The organism is Pseudomonas sp. NPDC087814 (genome assembly GCF_044742865.1).
GTDB lineage: Bacteria > Pseudomonadota > Gammaproteobacteria > Pseudomonadales > Pseudomonadaceae > Aquipseudomonas.
This window is the reverse complement of sequence record NZ_JBIUVK010000016.1, coordinates 17,866-35,716: the sequence shown is the minus strand read 5'-3', so window position 1 is coordinate 35,716 and position 17,851 is coordinate 17,866. Positions and strand designations below refer to the sequence as shown.

16 protein-coding genes and 1 riboswitch are annotated in these 17,851 nt (G+C 62.7%); of the genes, 9 read left to right on the top strand and 7 right to left on the bottom strand.

Annotation, left to right across the window (positions count from 1 at the left end):
• The first annotated feature begins 70 nt into the window (after positions 1-70).
• Both ACIOMR_RS14770 and ACIOMR_RS14765 read left to right on the top strand, forming a co-directional pair.
• Positions 71-1,864, top strand: a complete 1,794-nt coding sequence (locus tag ACIOMR_RS14770) for an ABC transporter ATP-binding protein (RefSeq protein WP_401194895.1) — start codon at positions 71-73, stop codon at positions 1,862-1,864.
• A complete protein-coding gene (locus ACIOMR_RS14765) occupies positions 1,858-3,597 on the top strand; it encodes an ABC transporter ATP-binding protein (protein ID WP_401194892.1) in 1,740 nt (579 codons plus the stop codon). Before ACIOMR_RS14770 ends, ACIOMR_RS14765 begins: the two co-directional genes overlap by 7 nt.
• Before the next feature lie 34 nt (positions 3,598-3,631).
• Here ACIOMR_RS14765 and ACIOMR_RS14760 read toward each other — a convergent pair whose 3' ends face one another.
• A complete protein-coding gene (locus ACIOMR_RS14760) occupies positions 3,632-5,371 on the bottom strand; it encodes a dipeptidase (protein WP_177029379.1) in 1,740 nt (579 codons plus the stop codon).
• A gap of 205 nt (positions 5,372-5,576) precedes the next feature.
• On the opposite strand from ACIOMR_RS14760, the gene ACIOMR_RS14755 reads away from it, so the two are divergent.
• Positions 5,577-6,494, top strand: coding sequence for an ADP-ribosylglycohydrolase family protein (locus ACIOMR_RS14755; RefSeq protein ID WP_177010062.1), 918 nt, complete (start codon positions 5,577-5,579; stop codon positions 6,492-6,494).
• A 57-nt stretch (positions 6,495-6,551) separates the two neighbouring features.
• The gene (locus ACIOMR_RS14750; RefSeq protein ID WP_003220100.1) at positions 6,552-7,508 is read left to right on the top strand and encodes a Dyp-type peroxidase; all 957 of its coding nucleotides are present in this window, start codon (positions 6,552-6,554) and stop codon (positions 7,506-7,508) included.
• Here ACIOMR_RS14750 and ACIOMR_RS14745 read toward each other — a convergent pair.
• The gene (locus tag ACIOMR_RS14745; RefSeq protein ID WP_003220102.1) at positions 7,505-8,377 is read right to left on the bottom strand and encodes an undecaprenyl-diphosphate phosphatase; all 873 of its coding nucleotides are present in this window, start codon (positions 8,375-8,377) and stop codon (positions 7,505-7,507) included. The genes ACIOMR_RS14750 and ACIOMR_RS14745 overlap by 4 nt on opposite strands.
• Before the next feature lie 189 nt (positions 8,378-8,566).
• Between ACIOMR_RS14745 and ACIOMR_RS14740 the strand changes: the two genes are divergently transcribed.
• Positions 8,567-9,073: a GNAT family N-acetyltransferase gene (locus ACIOMR_RS14740; protein ID WP_032898758.1), complete on the top strand. Its 507-nt coding sequence runs from the start codon at positions 8,567-8,569 to the stop codon at positions 9,071-9,073.
• 4 nt (positions 9,074-9,077) lie between these two features.
• On the opposite strand, the gene ACIOMR_RS14735 is transcribed toward ACIOMR_RS14740, so the two are convergent.
• Positions 9,078-10,034: a GlxA family transcriptional regulator gene (locus ACIOMR_RS14735; RefSeq protein WP_003220105.1), complete on the bottom strand. Its 957-nt coding sequence runs from the start codon at positions 10,032-10,034 to the stop codon at positions 9,078-9,080.
• 167 nt (positions 10,035-10,201) lie between these two features.
• On the opposite strand from ACIOMR_RS14735, the gene ACIOMR_RS14730 reads away from it, so the two are divergent.
• Both ACIOMR_RS14730 and ACIOMR_RS14725 read left to right on the top strand, forming a co-directional pair.
• Positions 10,202-10,879 (top strand): type 1 glutamine amidotransferase domain-containing protein, encoded by a 678-nt coding sequence (locus tag ACIOMR_RS14730; RefSeq protein ID WP_401194887.1) that lies wholly within the window; start codon positions 10,202-10,204, stop codon positions 10,877-10,879.
• Positions 10,880-10,977: 98 nt separating this feature from the next.
• The gene (locus ACIOMR_RS14725) at positions 10,978-12,102 is read left to right on the top strand and encodes an alkene reductase (RefSeq protein WP_177029381.1); all 1,125 of its coding nucleotides are present in this window, start codon (positions 10,978-10,980) and stop codon (positions 12,100-12,102) included.
• A gap of 7 nt (positions 12,103-12,109) precedes the next feature.
• On the opposite strand, the gene ACIOMR_RS14720 is transcribed toward ACIOMR_RS14725, so the two are convergent.
• On the bottom strand, positions 12,110-12,715 hold the full coding sequence (locus ACIOMR_RS14720; protein ID WP_401194884.1) for a glutathione S-transferase: 606 nt from the start codon (positions 12,713-12,715) through the stop codon (positions 12,110-12,112).
• A 64-nt stretch (positions 12,716-12,779) separates the two neighbouring features.
• Positions 12,780-13,778, bottom strand: a complete 999-nt coding sequence (locus ACIOMR_RS14715) for an NAD(P)H-quinone oxidoreductase (RefSeq protein WP_401194882.1) — start codon at positions 13,776-13,778, stop codon at positions 12,780-12,782.
• 176 nt (positions 13,779-13,954) lie between these two features.
• Here ACIOMR_RS14715 and ACIOMR_RS14710 point away from each other — a divergent pair, with 176 nt between their 5' ends.
• The gene (locus ACIOMR_RS14710; protein WP_401194880.1) at positions 13,955-14,830 is read left to right on the top strand and encodes a LysR family transcriptional regulator; all 876 of its coding nucleotides are present in this window, start codon (positions 13,955-13,957) and stop codon (positions 14,828-14,830) included.
• Between the two features lie 69 nt (positions 14,831-14,899).
• Here the strand turns inward: ACIOMR_RS14710 and ACIOMR_RS14705 are convergent, their stop codons facing one another.
• Positions 14,900-15,718, bottom strand: coding sequence for an alpha/beta fold hydrolase (locus ACIOMR_RS14705; RefSeq protein ID WP_003220116.1), 819 nt, complete (start codon positions 15,716-15,718; stop codon positions 14,900-14,902).
• 142 nt (positions 15,719-15,860) lie between these two features.
• Here ACIOMR_RS14705 and ACIOMR_RS14700 point away from each other — a divergent pair, with 142 nt between their 5' ends.
• A complete protein-coding gene (locus ACIOMR_RS14700; protein ID WP_003220118.1) occupies positions 15,861-16,928 on the top strand; it encodes an NAD(P)-dependent alcohol dehydrogenase in 1,068 nt (355 codons plus the stop codon).
• A 159-nt stretch (positions 16,929-17,087) separates the two neighbouring features.
• On the opposite strand, the gene mntP is transcribed toward ACIOMR_RS14700, so the two are convergent.
• Complete coding sequence (gene mntP, locus ACIOMR_RS14695) at positions 17,088-17,651, bottom strand: manganese efflux pump MntP (protein WP_401194875.1); 564 nt, start codon at positions 17,649-17,651, stop codon at positions 17,088-17,090.
• 10 nt (positions 17,652-17,661) lie between these two features.
• Positions 17,662-17,828, bottom strand: a riboswitch (yybP-ykoY riboswitch).
• Positions 17,829-17,851: the final 23 nt, after the last annotated feature.

The following is a 17,851-nucleotide window of genomic DNA, read 5'->3' as shown; positions in this document are numbered from 1 at the left end:
GAGGGGTTTGGCCGCTCGTTCGGAAGATAAGGTAAGGGCGAGCAAAGGCTCATTCAGTCAGGGAGACTTCATGAGTAACAAGGATGTGGCTGCGGCCAAACCCAGGGGGCGCGGCGCGGTCTCGCAAGTGTTGCGGCCGGTGCGCGGGCGACTGATCGCTGCGGCACTGCTGGCCGGTGTGGGCAGTATGCTGACGCTGGTGCCGCTGGGGGGCATTGTGCATATCGCCAGGGTCGCCCTCGGCGCGCCGTCGATGGCCCAGGCATCGGGCGAGGTCTGGTTGACCATCAGCCTCAGCTTGGCGAGCCTGTTCGCGGGCCTGCTGTTGATGACAGTTGCGGAGACGGTCGCGCACCTGGCCGACAACCACATCACTCGCCACTTGCGCCTGGCCATCGCCCAGCGCCTGAGCCAGGTGCCGCTGGGCTGGTTCACCGAGCGGGCGTCGGGCGAGGTCAAGCAGGCAATGCAGGATGACATCGGCACCCTGCACAGCCTGACTGCGCATTTCTACACCACCGTGGGCCGTTGTGCCGGGGCCGTGCTGCTGTCGGCGGCTTATCTGTTCATGGTGGACTGGCGCATGGCGCTGGTCTCGCTGCTGCCGTTTCCGGGGTTTTTGCTGTTTTTTACCCGGGCGATGAAAGCCAGCGGCAGCCACATGCGGTCCTTTGTCGAGCGCATGACCCGGGTCAATAACGCGGTGGTCGAGTTCGTCAACGGCATTCCGGTGGTCAAGGCCTTCGGTGCCACCGGCAAGGCCCACGCCAGTTACCGCAAGGCGGTGGATGAGTTCAGCGAAGCCTTCGTTGAGTTCACCCGGCCACGGGTGGGGACGATGGCCAATGCCAACGCGATGATCGCCCCGGTGACGGTGCTCGCCATGGTGCTGACGTTTGGCCTGGTGTTTGTCAGCCTGGGCTGGATCAGCGCGGTGGAGGTGCTGCCGTTCGCCATCGTTGCACCGGGCATTTGCGCGCCACTGATGCTGCTGAGTTACATCGTGCATGATCTGGACAACGCCACCGGCGCGGCCCAGCGCGTGCAGGCACTGCTGGCGACGCCGGTGCTGGCGCAGGTGGAGCCGGGGTGCGAACGCTTGCCCAAGGACGCCGAAGTACGCGTCGAAAACCTCGGGTACGCCTACGACCCGCAGCACCCGGTACTGTCGAACATCAGCTTCACCCTCAAGCCTGGCACCGTAACCGCCATCGTCGGCGCCTCGGGTTCGGGCAAGTCGACCCTGGCGCGCCTGCTGCTGCGGTTTTTTGACCCGACCGAGGGGCGTATCACCCTGGGCGGCGTCGACCTGCGGCAGATCGAGACCTCGCAGCTCTACAACCTGATCGGCTTTGTGCTGCAAGAGGTGCGCCTGGTCCACGCCAGCGTTGCCGAAAACATCGCCCTCGGCCGGCCCAGCGCCAGCCGCAAGGAAATCGAGGCGGCCGCACGGGCCGCGAATATTCATGAGTGCATCATCGGCTTGCCACGGGGCTATGCCTCGGTGATTGGCGAGGACGCGCAGTTGTCCGGTGGCGAGCAGCAGCGTATCAGCATCGCCCGCGCAGTATTGCTGGCGCCGCCGGTGCTGGTGCTGGATGAACCCACGGCCGCCGCCGATGCTGCAAACGAGGTGGCAATCCAGGAGGCGCTGTCGCGCTTCGCCCAAGGGCGCACGTTGTTGGTGATTGCCCATCGCCTCGATACCGTGATGCACGCCGACCACATCATCGTGCTGGAAAACGGCCGTATTGTTGAACAGGGCACCCATCCTCGACTGATCGCGCAAGAGGGCCGTTATGCGCGCCTGTGGGCGTCGGGCGGTTACAAACAGACCCGCGAACAGGCGCTGCCGACATGCTGAAAACCTTTATCGAACTGTTGGGCGATGACGGGCCGGTCTTCCGTCGCTATGTCGGGAAAGTGATGTTCTACGGTGCGCTGTGCGGGCTGACCCTCGCCGCCCTGGTGCCGGTACTCACCGACATGCTCAACGGTGATCTGGCCGAAGCGGCGTTGTGGCTGGTGGTGTTCCTGGCGGCGGTGGCGACGTGTTGGGCCACGCGACGCGAGGTTGAAAAGGCTGGCGTCGCGGTGGGTGTGGCGGTGCTGCAAGGCGGGCGCCAGCGCATCGGCGACCATGTGGCCGAACTGCCTGTCGGTTGGTTCACGCCTGATAACACGGCGCGGCTCAACCAGGTGGTGACCCAGGGCATGATGGCCGTGGCTCAGCTGCCGGCCCATGTATTTACTCCGGTGCTCAGCGGCGTGGTGACGCCATTGGTGCTGGTACTGGCGTTGTTTGTGCTGCACTGGAAGATGGGCCTGATTGCCTTGCTGGCGTTGCCGATTCTCGGCGGCGCGTTCTGGCTCAGCGCCCGCCTTGGGCGGCGCGCCGACCGGGCGTTCCAGCGCAGCTCGGCCGACACCAGCCAGCGCATGCTGGAGTTCGCCCAGTCGCAGTCGGTGTTGCGTGCCTTCAGTGGCGGCGGCAGCTCGGTGTTCCTGCAACGGGCGATCGAGCAGCAGCACGCGACCGGGGCGCGCCTGATCCTGCTGTCCGCCACCTCGATTCTGCTGAACATGTGGCTGGTGCAGGTGGTGTTCGCGGCCTTGTTGATCGCCGCCGCGCTCTGGCTTGAAGCTTACCTGGGAAATGCCTTGCACGTGGGCTCGGTGATTGCGGTGATGGTGTCGCTGTTGCTGGTCAGCCGCTTCATCGACCCGTTGCTGGAGGTGGCCGGCTATGGCGAAACGTTGCGCGGCGCCGGGGTGCAGCTTGAGGCGGTGCGCGAGATATTGGCCGCGTCGCCCCTGAAGGCGCCGAGCGCGCCGCAATCTCCACGGGATGCCTCGGTGGAATTGTTCGATGTGAGCTTTCGCCACGCGGCCGGTTCGCGGGACGTGCTGCGCGGGGTGAACCTGCGTATTGAGCCCGGCAGCATGACCGCGCTGGTGGGGGCTTCCGGTTCGGGCAAGACCACGCTGTTGCGGTTGGTCGCACGGTTTTTCGAGGTCAGCCAGGGCCAGGTGTGCATCGCAGGCGTGGATGTGCGACAGATGTCCGGTGAGCAGCTCAACGCGCAGATCAGCCAGATCTTCCAGGACACGTACCTGTTCCAGGGCAGCGTCGCCGACAACATTCGCCTCGGCAAACCCGACGCCAGCGACGCACAAGTACTGGAGGCCGCGCGGCAGGCTGGCGTGCAGGAGATTATCGAGCGCCTGCCCATGGGCCTGTCGACCACGGTGGGTGAGGGCGGGGCACGCCTGTCCGGTGGCGAGCGTCAGCGTGTCGCGATCGCCCGTGCGTTGATCAAGGGCGCGCCGATCCTGCTGGTGGACGAAGCCACGGCAGCACTGGACGCCGAGAACCAGGCGGTCATCGCCGAAACCCTGGCACGCTTGCGCGGCACATGCACGCTGATCGTGATCGCGCATCAGTTGTCGACGGTGGTGATGGCCGACCAGATCGTGGTGCTCGATGAAGGCCGGATCGTGGAGCAGGGCACGCCTGAGCAATTGACCGCAAGACAAGGGCGCTATGCCCGGTTCCTCGCGCAGCGGCGGGCGTCGAAAGGCTGGCGTATCGCTTAGTGGACCCGCCAGGGCGGCGGGTCCGAAGGGCAGGTCAGAGCTTTGGCAGTTGCCCGATGCGGCCCATCATTTCGGTGACGATCTGCAGGTCCAGCAGGAACTGGTCGACGGTCTTGAACTCGTTGTCGGTATGGCCGGTGTACTTGACCTCCGGCCGTGCCAGGCCGAATTGCACGCCGTTGGGCAACTCATGCACCGAGGTAGCGCCGGCAGAAGTACCGTACTTGTGCTCCATGCCCAGGTTCTCGCTGGCCACCGCCAACAGCGCCTTGACCCACTCGCCCTCAGGGTTGCGGTACATCGGCTCGGCGATCGAGTAATCGAAGGTCACAGCCACGTGGTTTTTCTTGGTCCAGGCGCTGAGCTTGTCGGCGATTTCGGCCTTGAGCGCTTCCGGTGACTTGCCCTTTGGCACCCGCAGGTTGACCGCCAGCTTGAAGGTAGTGTCATCTTCGCCCACATAGGTCAGCGAGGTGGTCAGCGGGCCCATGAACGCATCGGAGAAGCCCACGCCCAGCTTGGCGCCCAGGTAATCCAGGCCCCAGTTGTTGGCGGCGTAGTGCGCGGCGTCGGTGAACTGGTTGTGCTTGAGCGCGACCTTGCCGTCGAGGCTGTTGAGGAAGTCGAGGACCCTGGCTACCGGGTTCACCCCGGATTCCGGTTCGGAGGAGTGGGCGGACACGCCAGTGACGGTCAACTGAACGTCCTTGCCGACGACCTTGGCCGCCACTTCAAAGTCGCCGCCATTGCGCTTGGCGTACTCGCTGCCGGCCTTTTGCAGGCTGGCGGCCAGTTCGGCAGGCTTGTCGCTGAGCAATGTCACCACCGACGCCGACGGAATCTGGTTGGTGGCCTTGCCGCCGGTCATCGAGATGATTTCTGCGCCTTTGCCTTCAGCCTTGCGCTTGGGGAACTTGGCCATGACCGTGCCGTAGCCTTTCTCGGCGATCACCACCGGGTAGCCGCCGTCCAGCGCCAGGTTGTAGTTGGGCGTTGGGTTGTGCTCGAAGTAGTACGGGATCGCGTCGCCGGAGGTTTCCTCGGTGGTGTCCACCAGCAGCTTGAAATTGCGCGCCAGCGGCAGCTTCTCTTCCTTGATCACCTTCATCGCGTACATCGCCACCACGATGCCGTTCTTGTCATCCTCGGTGCCGCGACCATACATCCGGTCGCCGATCAGCGTGACCTTGAATGGGTCGAGCTTGGTGCCGTCCTTGAGCACCCAGTTTTCCGGGGTTACCGGTACCACGTCCGCGTGAGCGTGGATGCCGACCACTTCATCGCCGCTGCCTTCCAGGGAAATCTCGTAGACGCGGTTGTCGATGTTGCGGAAGTTCAGGTTGAACGACTCGGCCAGGCTCTTGATCTTGGCGGCGATCTTGATGAACTCGGGGTTGTCGTGCTGGGCCACGCCGGCGACCTGGAAGGTCGGGATCTCCACCAGCTCACGCAGGGTTTCAGTGGCGGCCGCACCGTACTTCACCCGCGCATACAGGCCCAGCAGGCGATGGATTTCATTCTGCTGGTCGGCGCTCAGGTCCTTGTTGTCGAGAAAGGCACTGATGGCCGGGCCGAGGTTGTCGCTCTTGGCCACGTCATTCTTGGCCAGGCTGGCGAGGAACTGCCGGAAATCCTTGACCGAGGCATCGCTGAAGGTCTTCAGGATGACGGCGTTCTGTTGTGGGGTGAGGTTGGCTTGAGCTTGGGTGGTGAACACCGAAAGGCTGGCGGCCATCAGGGTGGCTACGGCCAGTTGCTTGAGGGAAAAATCCATTGCTGGGGGCATTCCTTTGCAGGGAGTGAGTGAGAAATGTCTGATCGAAAGGTCAGAAACAATTTCACACACTACCATCGGGAGGCAGGGGTAGGGGAGTGCCTGAGTGGGAAATCTCCCATAGAAATGCACAGCAACCCATTGAACGGAAAGCTACGGTATGGTTCTCCTGTCAGGGTGTTAATTGTGCAAAGGAGTGAGATTGATGATGCTTTCAGAGCGTTACCGCGGCAGCCTGCTTGGCCTGGCGTGCGGTGATGCAGTAGGGACTACTGTTGAGTTCATGCGCCGTGGGTCGTTTGCCCCTGTCATCGATATGGTTGGTGGTGGGCCCTTTCAACTGTTACCGGGCCAGTGGACGGATGACACGTCCATGGCGCTTTGTCTGGCCGAAAGCCTGCTGCGCAAGAATGGTTTTGACGCTGCCGATCAGATGGGCCGTTATCTGAACTGGTGGAAGTGGGGCTACCTTAGCTCGACGGGTGAATGTTTCGATATTGGCACGACGGTTCGTGAGGCATTGGCGGAGTATCAGTACACCGGTGACCCGTTCGCGGGCTCCACCGATCCTTACTCAGCGGGTAACGGGTCGATGATGCGCCTGGCGCCGGTGGTGCTGTTCTATTTTCCGGATGCCGAGCGCCTGCGTGAGTTTACCGTCGACAGTTCCCGCACGACCCATGGCGCGATGGAGGCGATTGAATGTTGCCTCGTGCTGGCTGAGTGTATTGCGAATGCGCTGCGGGGGGATTCGAAACCGCAGGTATTGCAGGTCGGCTACCTGGAGTTGAGCGAATCCAAAGTTGCGGACATTGCTGATGGGCACTACCTCGACAAGGCGCGCAGTGACATCGTGGGTTCTGGCTACGCAGTGGCTTCGCTTGAAGCGGCGCTATGGTGTTTTCATCACACCAACAGCTTTGCCGAGGCTGTGTTGGCTGCCGCAAACCTGGGGGATGACGCCGACACTACCGCAGCGATCGTGGGTCAGTTGGCGGGCGCGTATTACGGCGTGCAGGGCATTCCGTCCGAGTGGTTGGGCAAGTTGTGGCAGTGTGAAGATATTCAAGAAACTGCTGACGCGTTGTATCAGGCGGCGCAACTCCAGGCAGCCGCACTTTAACTCAGTGTCTGCTAATCTGCGCTCGTTGAATCTCGACCGCCACCCGTGGACCTCTCAATGACATCGCCATCCGATCAAAACCTTGAACCCCAATCCGTCTGCAGCCCGATCACCAGCAGCGCCATTTTCATGGTCGCGACCCTGGCGCCTGGCAGTGACTCGGCTGAGGCGGTGCGCAGCTGGTGCGCCGATATCGCCGGCCTGGTGCGCTCGGTCGGCAAGCGGGTGCCAGCCGGCAACCTGACGTGTGTCGCAGGGTTTGGCTCCAAGGCGTGGGACGCGCTGTTCGGAGGGCCGCGGCCAGCAGCGTTGCACCCGTTCAAGGAAGTGGGCGTGGCCGGGCGCCTGGCGCCGGCCACGCCGGGGGATATCCTGCTGCACATTCGTGCCGAGCAGATGGACCTGTGTTTCGAATTGGCCACCCAGTTGATGGCGGCGCTGGGGGATGCGGTGACGGTGGTGGACGAGGTCCAGGGTTTCCGCTATTTCGACATGCGCAGCATCATCGGTTTTGTCGACGGCACCGAGAACCCGGTCGGGCGCAAGGCGGTGGGTTTCACCATCGTCGGTGATGAGGATCCGGCGTTCAGCGGCGGCAGCTATGTAATGGTGCAGAAGTACCTGCACAACATGCAGGCCTGGAATGAATTGTCGGTGGAGGCGCAGGAGCGGGTGATCGGGCGCACCAAGTTGTCGGACATCGAGCTCGACGATGCGACCAAACCGAGCAATTCCCACAGTGCATTGACCACCATCACCAAGGACGGCGAGGAAGTGAAGATCCTGCGGGACAACATGCCCTTTGGCCGGCCGGGCGCGGGGGAATTCGGGACGTACTTTATCGGCTACGCGCGCTCGCCAGAGCCTTTGGAGTTGATGCTGGAGAACATGTTTGTCGGCCGACCGGTCGGCAACTATGACCGCCTGCTGGACTTCAGCACGGCGGTCACCGGCGGCCTGTTCTTCATACCGTCTGCGGATTTGCTCGAAGAACTGGCCGACCGCGCGCCTTAGGCCAACAACCCGGTGCTCACCGCCACAATCAGGAACACCCCCAGCACCGCGCGGTAGATCACGAACGGCCAGGTGGAGAATCGCTCCAGGAACTTCATCAGGCCCCAGATCGCGAAGAACGCCGACACACTGGCGACCACCAGCCCGAAGATCAGGTGCGGCCAGGCGTGGGCGGGCAGGTCGGCGTGGAACAATACCCACAGCTCTTTCAGCCCCGCGAGGGCGATCGCCGGCAAGCCCAGCAGGAACGAAAACCGCGCAGCTTCTTCACGCTTGAAGTTGAGGAACAGTGCGGCGGTCAGGGTCGAACCCGAGCGGGAAACCCCTGGAATCAGCGCGCCGATCTGCGCAATGCCGACAATCAGCGCATCCCGCAGGCGCATTTCGCCCACCGTGCGCTTATGCCTTGCGCTGAGTTCAGCCGCCGCCAGCAGCACCGCCATCACCAGGCAGGAAATCCCGATCACCATCAGCCCGCGCAGCGGCGAGTTGCAGGAGTTGAGGGTCGACGACAAGGCTATCCCGGCAATCCCGATCGGAATCGTCGCCAGCACAATGGCCACCGCCAGCTTGAACCACTGGTTGTTGTAGTCACCCTGGCGCACCGCAGTGATGCTGCCGACCGTGACCTGGCGTACATCCTTCCAGAAGTAACTGACCACTGCTGCCAGTGCGGCCAACTGCATGGCTGCGGAAAACGCCGAGCCGGGATCCGGCCAGCCGAGCAGGGCGGGCACGATGCGCATGTGGGCGGTGGAAGACACGGGCAACAATTCGGTGATGCCCTGAATGATGCCCAGGATGCCTATTTGCAGGTAATCCAGGGACGCAAAGCCGACATCGAGGCCGCTGGTGCAGACGTTTGTCAAAGTACTTATCCTGAAAGCAAGGGGAGGGAAGTGACGCGGAGTTTAGTCTAACTTTGTAACGATTTTGTCGTTGACACGAGAAAAGCGCGATCGGTTCAGCAAGCAGAAAGCTTGGCCGGTGTATTGGCATTGCAGGTGGCTTTGTTGACAATGGCGGCCTGTTTTTTTGCCGAGATGCCCATGCCTGCAATCCCCGATACCACCGTCGAACTGATCGAGACCGGCCCGGAACACGCCACGTTGATCGCCAACCTTTACCAGTTCTACGCCTACGAGTCCTCGGACTGGGAACAGGAAGATGTCGAGGTGGACGGTCGCTTCTACATCCATGAGGAGCACCTGGCCCGCTACTGGGAAGACCCGCAGTGGAGTGCCAACCTGCTGCTGGTCGACGGCTTCATCGCCGGCTTCCTGCTGATCGAAGGCAGCGAGTTGCCGGGGATCGATGCGCTGGAACTGGCGGACCTGTTCATCCTCAAACGCTACCGCCGCAAGGGCATTGGCCGCGCCATCGCCACTCAGGTGTTGAGCAGCGGCGAGGCGAACTGGCTGGTGCGTTTCTATGATCAGGATGAAGTGAGCCAGGCGTTCTGGCGCACGGTGTTGGATAACCTGCCGCGTCCGGTGCAGGCCATCGAGCTGGACGATGAGCCGAATTTGCTGAGCTTCCTGGTGACGCGCGCAGCGTTGCACTGAACCATCAACTGAAAGCGGCGCCAGCCCCTGCACTGAACAATGCCGCCTGCATCGCCTGTGGCGGCTGGCCGAACGCCCGCAGGAACGCCTGGCGCATGCGCTCGCGATCACCGAACCCGGTCTCGCGGGCGACCACTTCCACCGGATGCCGACTGGTTTCCATCATTGCCCGGGCGGCCTCCACCCGCAGGGATTCGATGGCCTTGGCCGGGGTTTGCCCGGTCTCCTCGCGAAACACCCGGCTGAACTGGCGTGGGCTGAGCCGCGCCACGGCCGCCAGGGCCTCGACCGAAAGGTCGTGGGTCAGGTTCTCCCGGGCGTAGGCCAGGGCCAACTGCACACGGTCGGACTTGGGGTCGAGTTCCAGCAACGCCGATAGCTGCGACTGTTCGCTGCCACGGCGCTGGGCAATCACCAGCTTGCGCGCGATGCGGCGGGCGAGGTCGCTGCCCAGGTCGTTCTCCACCATCGCCAGCGCCAGGTCCACCCCGGCGCTCATGCCGGCACCGGTCCAGATCTGGCCGTCGACCACGAACAGCTTGTCTTCCTCCAGGCGAATCTGCGGGTAGCGCTTGGCAAAGGCCGGTGCGTGCAGCCAGTGGGTGGTGGCGCGCTTGCCTTCGAGCAATCCGGCCTCGGCCAGCACGAAGATGCCCATGCACAACGAAGCAATCCGTCGCGACTGTTTGGACGCCGCCTGAACCAGCCTCGGCAGGCTGGCGTCAGGCAGTTGGAACTCCAGGTAACCGCTGACGATCAATGTGTCATAGCCCTCGGGCCGGATCGGCGTACTGTTCACCGAGAAGCCCTGGGACGTCATGATCGGGCCGCCACTTTCCGACACCAGGTGAAACTCATACGCCTGCTCGCCACGCAGCAGATTCGCGCACTCGAACACCGAGCCCAGGCTGAGGCTCAAGGATTGAAAGTTCGGGTACACCATCAGCGCAATGCTGTGCATCTCATCTCTCCAGGGGGCGCGGAGCGTTGATTGTCGGCGTGTGCCAGGGAAACGGCAACCGCCTTGGCGCAATGTCCGGAATCCTTGCGGACATGACATTGTGCGGTTTTGGCCCGGCTCCTAAGCTTGATTCCATTCCAACCCACATCACCCCGAGGCACTGGCACATGAAAGTATTGATGGTTTTGACTTCTCACGACCAGCTTGGCAACACCGGCCGCAAGACCGGGTTCTGGCTCGAAGAATTTGCTGCTCCCTATTACGCGTTCAAGGACGCCGGGGCTGACGTGACCCTGGCTTCGCCGGCCGGAGGGCAACCGCCCCTGGACCCGGTCAGCGACCTGCCGGATTCGCAAACCGACCAGACCCGCCGCTTCGCCACTGACCCGGCGGCGCAACAGGCCCTGGCCACCACCGTGAAGCTGGAGTCGGTCAACGCCGGCGACTTCGACACCGTGTTCTACCCAGGCGGCCACGGCCCGCTGTGGGACCTGGCAGAGTCGAAAACCTCCATCGCCCTGATCGAAGCCTTCGAGCGTGCGGGCAAGCCGATTGGCTTTGTGTGCCACGCCCCGGGCGCCTTGCGTCACGTCAAGGCGGTCAACGGCGAGCCGCTGGTCAAGGGCCGACGCGTCACCGGCTTCTCCAACTCCGAAGAAGCGGCGGTTGGCCTGACCGACGTGGTGCCGTTCCTGATCGAGGATGATTTCAAGGCGCTGGGCGGCACGTATGAGAAGGGTGCCGATTGGCAGTCCTTTGTGATTGAAGATGGCCTGCTGGTCACCGGGCAGAATCCTGCCAGTTCCAGTGACGTTGCCAAATCGCTGTTGAAGCTGACCGCGTAACCCGCTGAATCCCCCCCAAAAGTACGTTGTTGGCGGCTCCCCTGAGCGGGAGCCGGCAGCTTCTGCTTGTCTGAAATTTGAATCCGGAACTTTCCCCCATGAGCAACAGCGCTTTAGGTACCCCGATCACACTGGGGCACCACACCCTGAAAAACCGCATCGTCCTGCCGCCGCTTACCCGCCAGCGAAGTGCCCAGCCCGGTGATATCGCCACGGACTTGATGGCGCTTTATTACCGCCAGCGCGCCACCGCCGGCTTCATGGTCAGCGAGGGCACGCAGATCGAGCCTCGCGGCCAGGGCTATGCCTGGACCCCGGGCATCTACACACCGGAGCAGATTGACGGCTGGCGTACCGTGACCGATGCCGTGCATGCCGAAGGCGGCGTGATCTTCGCCCAGCTTTGGCATGTGGGTCGCGTGTCCCATCACGAACTGCAGCCCGACGGCGCAGCACCCGTCGCGCCGTCGGCGATCCAGCCGCAGCAAGCCAAGGCATTCGTTGCAACCGGGCCCGGCACCGGTAAGTTGGTGCAGCCACCCGAGCCGCGCGCCCTGGCTACCGTCGAGGTCAAGGAGTTGGTGGGGCTTTACGCCCAGGCTGCAAAAAATGCATTGGCCGCAGGCTTCGATGGCGTGGAAATTCATTCGGCCAACGGCTACCTGGTCAACCAGTTCATCTCGGCGCATTCCAACCAGCGCGACGATGAATACGGTGGCTCACTGCACAATCGCCTGCGGTTCCTGCGGGAAATCGTCGAGGCGGTGGCCGAAGTAGCCGGCCCGCAACGCCTGGGTGTGCGCTTTGCGCCGTTGTTCAGCGGCACTGACCAGGACCGGGTCTACATCGGCCTCGTCGAGGAAGACCCGCATCACACCTACATCGAGGCGATCAAGGTGCTTGAGGCGGCCGGCATCGCCTACGTGTCGATTGCCGAGGCCGACTGGGACAATGCCCCCGAGTTGCCCGAGTCGTTCCGCCAGGCGGTGCGTGACACCTTCAGCGGCCGGATCATCTACGCCGGCCGCTACACCGCAGAGCGCGGCGTGCGGTTGGTAGAGGCGGGGCTGGCAGACCTGATCGCGTTTGGCCGGCCGTACATTGCCAATCCCGACTTGCCCCAACGCCTGCTCAACGGTTGGCCGCTGAACCCGTTGAACGCGGACGGCCTGTATGGCGGCACCGAGGTGGGCTTCACCGATTATCCGGTGTATGCCGGGTAGGCACGGGCTACTCGATCGGGTATTTGCCGAATGCCGGGTGCTGCTCGGCGAGGGCCGCGTGGCGTTGCAAGTGGGGAAACGCATCGGCCTTCACGACGTCGGCTATCTTCAGCTGGGTGAAGGACCAGGCGACCGCCACCGTCAGGCTCGCCTGGGTCAGCGGCGCGTCGCTGTCGCGCTCGGCCACCCGCGCCTCCAATAACGCATAGGCCGCCAGCAGTTGCCCGGTCACGCGGTCGATCCACGGCTGATGCAGTTTTTCGGCGGGCCGCAGGTGATGTTCGTAGACGATCTGCACGGTCTTTTCGCACGCTGCCAGCGCCAGGCCGATCACTTGCAGATCCCGGGCAAGTGCCATTGTTTGCTGGGGCAACAGCTTTTTGGCAGCCGGCGCCAGGGCTTCCAGGTACTCGAGGATCAGGCCGGAATCCATCAGCATCGTACCGTCGTCGAGCACCAGCGTCGGGGCCTTGACCACCGGGTTGATCCTGGAGAACTCGTCGAAGGTGCTGAACACCGACAGTGACTGGTGTTCAAACGCGACACCATAAAGCTCCAGGGAAATGGCCACGCGGCGCACGTAGGGCGAGTCCAACATGCCGACCAGTTTCATGAAGCCTCCATTAACCGCAGTGTTTTGTTCTGATGACGTTATAAACCGTTTTTCCGCATGTTTATCAATCCACCCGCAACACAATCTTGCCGATATGGTCGCCACCTTCCATGCGCGCATGGGCCTTTGCGGCGTCGGTGTAGGCATACACCTCATCGATCATCGGCAGGCAACGCCCGGCCGACAGTACCGGCCACACGTGCTCGCGCAGTTGTGCGGCAATCGCGGCTTTTTCTTCCCGGGTGCGTGAGCGCAACAACGAGCCGGTAACGATCGCGCGTTTGCCGAGGATCGCCAGCAGGTCGATGTCTTTGGCGCGTGCGCCGCCGAGGAAGCCCAGCATCACCAGGCGACCTTCCATGGCCAGGGCGCTGATGTTGTCGTTCAGGTAGGAGCCACCCATGATGTCGAGGACCACATTGACACCCTTGCCCGCGGTCTTGTCAGCGATGACCTCGGCGAAATTCCGTTCCCGGTAGTTGATCGGCTCGGCCCCCAGTTCGCGGATGGCGGCGCATTTTTCTGCGCTGCCGGCGGTGGCGAACGCTTCGATACCGAACTCGCGGCAGAGCATCAGCGCGGTGGTGCCGATGCCGCTGGTGCCGCCATGGATCAACACGCGCTGGCCTTTATGCGCACCGCCGATGCCGAACAGGTTGGCCCATACGGTGAAGAAGGTTTCCGGGATCGCTGCCGCCTGAATCCAGTCCAGGCCATAGGGAACCGGCAAGGTCTGGCTGGCGGGCACTGCGCAGTACTGCGCATAACCGCCGCCATTGGTCAGGGCGCACACCTTGTCGCCCAGCGCGTACTCGCTGACGCCTTCGCCCAGCGCGACCACCACACCGGCCACTTCCAGCCCGGGAATCGGGCTCATGCCGGGTTTCATCGGGTACGTGCCGGCGCGTTGCAGGGCGTCCGGGCGATTGACGCCGGCGGCGTGCACGCGGATCAGCACTTCGCCGGGGCCGGCGACAGGTACCGGCTCCTGGCGTGGCTGCAGGACTTCGGGGCCGCCGGGGCTGGTGATTTCGATCAGGGTCATTTCGTGGGGCAGAGTCATTTGAGCGCACCTGTAGCAATGAACGTGTGGGTTGGGACCGCGCCCGTCACCGAGCGGTTCAGCCTGCTGGCGATCCTGGGTATTTTCTCTGGTGCCCAGCATAGCCGTGATGAGTGATGCAATAATGCTGCGATTACACGTCACGATGATGCAAAAATGCATCGAAGGGGAAAGCCATGAATTGGGACGATGCGCGGGTGTTCCTCGCGGTGTGCCGCGAGTCCACATTACGCGGAGCCGCGCGGGTGCTGGGGGTGGATCAGGCCACCGTGGGGCGACGGGTCAATGCCCTGGAAAAGTCCTTGAACGCAACGTTGTTCCTGCGCACCTCCGAGGGCTATGCGCTGACCGCCGTGGGTGAGGCCGCGTTGCAATCGGTGGAGAACATGGAGCGCTCGGCCCTTGACCTGGAGCGTCAGGTCCTGGGCCTGGACGACCGCCTGACCGGCACCGTACGGGTGACCACCACCGATTCCCTGGCCATCGACTTCCTGATTCCGGCCATTGCCCGGCTGCACGATGCGCACCCTGACGTGCGCGTGCAGATGGACGCTTCGACCCAGTTGCTTAACCTGGCCAAACGCGAAGCCGATATCGCGGTGCGCAATACCCGCCCGGACAACCCCGACCTGATCGCCCGGCGCATCGCCCGCTGGCCGGTGGGGCTGTTTGCCTCGCAGGCGTATATCGATCGGCACGGCGCACCCGAACCGGGCAGCCTGTTCGAAGGACACGACCTGGTGGTGTATCAGCCGCACCTGCAAAGCCAGAAGGACCTGACCCTGGTCAGCGAGCCGCTGGGACGCGGACGTATTGTTGCGGCCTTGAGTTCAAGCCTGTTGGTACGCCGCTCCATCGCCGCAGGGATCGGTATCGGTGAGGTTCCGATAGTTTCCGGCGAACGCGACGGCCTGGTGCGGCTGTGGCCGGACTGTACGCGGCCGTTGCCCTACGATGTGTGGCTGGTGACCCATGCCGACCTGCGGCATACCGCCCGGGTGCGGGTGGTGATCGACGAGATCGTCGCGGGGTTTGCCGGCACCGGGGAATAGTACGACTGCCTGAAAAGGCCGGGTGTCAGCCCGGCCAGAAATAAGTCGTCGCAGGAGAACGCAATCGGCTCAGCGTTGCAGGAAGGCCAGCAGATCTTCGTTCAAGGCTTGCTGGTGGGTCACCGCAAAACCATGGGGGGCATCCTTGTACACCTTCAACTGCGCGCCTTTGATCATCTGCGCGGCGACCTTGCCGGTAGTTTCGAACGGCACGATCTGGTCGCCATCACCGTGGATAACCAGGGTCGGCACGTCGATCCTGGCCATGTCCGGGCGGAAATCGGTTTCCGAGAACGCGGTGACGCAATCCACCGTCGCCTTGAGCGAGGCGAGCAGGGCGATGTTCAGTGTTTGAGTCAATACACCGCTGGAGACCTGTTGGCCCTTGTTGATGCCATAGAACGGCGTATTGAAGTCTGCCAGGAACTGCGCGCGATCCTTCAGCAACGCGGCCTTGAACCCGTCAAACGCTGCCATCTCGACACCTTGCGGGTAATCCGGCTTTTGCCCGAACAGCGGCGTCACCGCCCCCAGCAACACCAGCCCGGCCACGCGCGCGCTGCCATGGCGGGCGATATAGCGGCTGACATCGCCGCCGCCCATGGAGAAGCCCACCAGGGTCACGTCCTGCAGATCCAGATGGTTGATCAACTGGGCGATATCGTCGGCAAAGGTGTCGTAGTCGTTACCGGTCCAGGGCTGGTCCGAGCGGCCAAAACCACGGCGGTCGAACGCGATGGTGCGGTAGCCGCGGCTGCTCAGGTACTCCATCTGGTATTCCCACATATCGGCATCCAGCGGCCAGCCGTGGCTGAACAGCACCGGTTTGCCGGTGCCCCAGTCCTTGTAGTAGAGCTCGGTACCGTCTTGTGTGCGTAGGGTGCTCATGGCAAAACTCCTTGGGTGAGAGGGCAGCCAATACTATAGGCGCAGAATCGGACGAGGGCCTTGTATGCCTGTGCTCGGTTGAACGGTTCAGCGTCTATGCTGGTCAACTGACTTCTACCGTCTGAACAAACAGGTGAACGAAATGGCCAAGACTTACAGCTATGCCGCTCGTGACTCCAAGGATTCGCTCAAACCCTTCACGTTCGAACGTCGCGCCCCCGGGGCCGATGATGTGCAGATCGACATCCTCTATTGCGGCGTCTGCCACTCGGACCTGCACACCGTACGCAACGAATGGAAAAACACCCTGTACCCGTCGGTACCGGGCCATGAAATCGTTGGACGGGTGACCGCAGTGGGCGCCAATGTCAGCAAGTTCAAGGTGGGCGATTTGGCCGGTGTCGGCTGCATGGTCGACAGCTGCCAGCACTGCGAATCCTGCGCCGAGGGCGAGGAGCAGTATTGCGAAAACGGCTTCACCGGCACCTACAACGGCCCGGCTTTTGGCGGCGAAAACACCTTCGGCGGCTACTCGGACAATATCGTGGTCAAGGAGAAGTTCGTCCTGCGGATCTCCCACGACGAGAGCAACCTGGCGGCGGTCGCGCCGCTGCTGTGTGCAGGCATCACCACCTACTCACCGCTGCACCACTGGAACGTCGGGCCGGGCAAGCGCGTCGGCGTTGTCGGCCTCGGTGGCCTGGGCCATATGGCGGTGAAAATCGCTCATGCCATGGGCGCCTACGTGGTGCTGTTCACCACCTCGCCGAACAAGCGCGAAGACGGCCTGCGCCTGGGGGCCGATGAAGTGGTGGTGTCGAAGAACGCGGACGAAATGGCCAAGGTTGCCAACTCCCTGGACTTCATCCTCAACACCGTGGCCGCGTCCCACAATCTCGACGCCTTCCTCAACCTGCTCAAGCGCGACGGCACCATGACCCTGGTGGGCGCCCCGGATAGCCCGCACCCGTCACCGACCGTGTTCAACCTGATCTTCAAGCGTCGCAGCCTGGCCGGGTCGTTGATCGGTGGCATCCAGGAAACCCAGGACATGCTGGATTTCTGCGCCAGGCACGGGATTGTCTCGGACATCGAGATGATCGACATCCAGGGCATCAATGACGCCTACGAGCGCATGCTCAAGGGCGATGTGAAGTATCGGTTCGTGATCGACATCGAGAGCCTGAAGAAAGAAAAACACGCGGCCTGATTGATCGCCGCAGATCCCTGTAGGAGCGGGCTTGTGTGGGAGCGGGCTTGCTCGCGAAGGCGGTGTGTCAGTCGCTCAATAGGCTGGCTGAACCACCGCTTTCGCGAGCAAGCCCGCTCCCACCCAAGCCCGCTCCCACATTTTGATCTTCGCCGGTTTCTAGGCCGACAGGTGCTCATACAAAATCGTCGCACCCACCAGCATCAACACCACGCCGCCAACCATCTCGGCGCGCTTGCCGACCACAGTCCCCAACACCCGGCCAAGCATCATGCCGATGGTTACCATGGTCATCGTCGCCAAGCCGATCGCCGCAGCGGCCACCAGGATATTCACGTCGACAAACGCCAGGCCTACGCCCACCGCCAGGGCATCAATGCTGGTGGCAAACGCGGTCACGGCAAGAATCATGAACGAGTGCTGGCTCGGTTTCTCTTCCTCTGGATCATCGCCCTTCAAGCCGTTGTAGATCATGTGCAGGCCCAGGGCTACCAGCAGGGTAAAGGCGATCCAGTGGTCCCACTGTTCCACCCAGCGAGTGGCAGCCTGGCCGATGGCCCAGCCGATAATCGGCGTGATCGCTTCGATCACACCAAAGATCAGCCCGGCCCGCAGGGCTTCGGTCAGGCGTGGTTTGTGCAGGCTGGAACCTTTGCCAATGGCCGCCGCAAAGGCGTCCGTGGACATGGCAAGGGCGAGAAGAATCAGGGAAATGGGGTTCACGGTAAGGCTTCCAGTCGGGCTGTATGAGTCAACGACACAACCACACGCCCGACTTCAGGCATGGATGTGTCGCTGGTCTCACCAACCAAAATGGTGTTCGCACCACGGCATGTTGCCGAGAATGTTGATACGAACGCTTCGAGAATCCGAAGCAGGCTACTCCCCAACGAGGTGGCGGATCATAGCCGCGCAATCATGAA

What these genes read in the sequence shown, in the direction of transcription:
- ACIOMR_RS14770 (WP_401194895.1), top strand. Translation starts at nt 71, where the DNA reads ATGAGTAACAAGGATGTGGCTGCGGCCAAACCCAGGGGGCGCGGCGCG.
- ACIOMR_RS14765 (WP_401194892.1), top strand. Translation starts at nt 1,858, where the DNA reads ATGCTGAAAACCTTTATCGAACTGTTGGGCGATGACGGGCCGGTCTTC.
- ACIOMR_RS14760 (WP_177029379.1), bottom strand. Translation starts at nt 5,371, where the DNA reads ATGGATTTTTCCCTCAAGCAACTGGCCGTAGCCACCCTGATGGCCGCC.
- ACIOMR_RS14755 (WP_177010062.1), top strand. Translation starts at nt 5,577, where the DNA reads ATGATGCTTTCAGAGCGTTACCGCGGCAGCCTGCTTGGCCTGGCGTGC.
- ACIOMR_RS14750 (WP_003220100.1), top strand. Translation starts at nt 6,552, where the DNA reads ATGACATCGCCATCCGATCAAAACCTTGAACCCCAATCCGTCTGCAGC.
- ACIOMR_RS14735 (WP_003220105.1), bottom strand. Translation starts at nt 10,034, where the DNA reads ATGCACAGCATTGCGCTGATGGTGTACCCGAACTTTCAATCCTTGAGC.
- ACIOMR_RS14730 (WP_401194887.1), top strand. Translation starts at nt 10,202, where the DNA reads ATGAAAGTATTGATGGTTTTGACTTCTCACGACCAGCTTGGCAACACC.
- ACIOMR_RS14725 (WP_177029381.1), top strand. Translation starts at nt 10,978, where the DNA reads ATGAGCAACAGCGCTTTAGGTACCCCGATCACACTGGGGCACCACACC.
- ACIOMR_RS14720 (WP_401194884.1), bottom strand. Translation starts at nt 12,715, where the DNA reads ATGAAACTGGTCGGCATGTTGGACTCGCCCTACGTGCGCCGCGTGGCC.
- ACIOMR_RS14715 (WP_401194882.1), bottom strand. Translation starts at nt 13,778, where the DNA reads ATGACTCTGCCCCACGAAATGACCCTGATCGAAATCACCAGCCCCGGC.
- ACIOMR_RS14710 (WP_401194880.1), top strand. Translation starts at nt 13,955, where the DNA reads ATGAATTGGGACGATGCGCGGGTGTTCCTCGCGGTGTGCCGCGAGTCC.
- ACIOMR_RS14705 (WP_003220116.1), bottom strand. Translation starts at nt 15,718, where the DNA reads ATGAGCACCCTACGCACACAAGACGGTACCGAGCTCTACTACAAGGAC.
- ACIOMR_RS14700 (WP_003220118.1), top strand. Translation starts at nt 15,861, where the DNA reads ATGGCCAAGACTTACAGCTATGCCGCTCGTGACTCCAAGGATTCGCTC.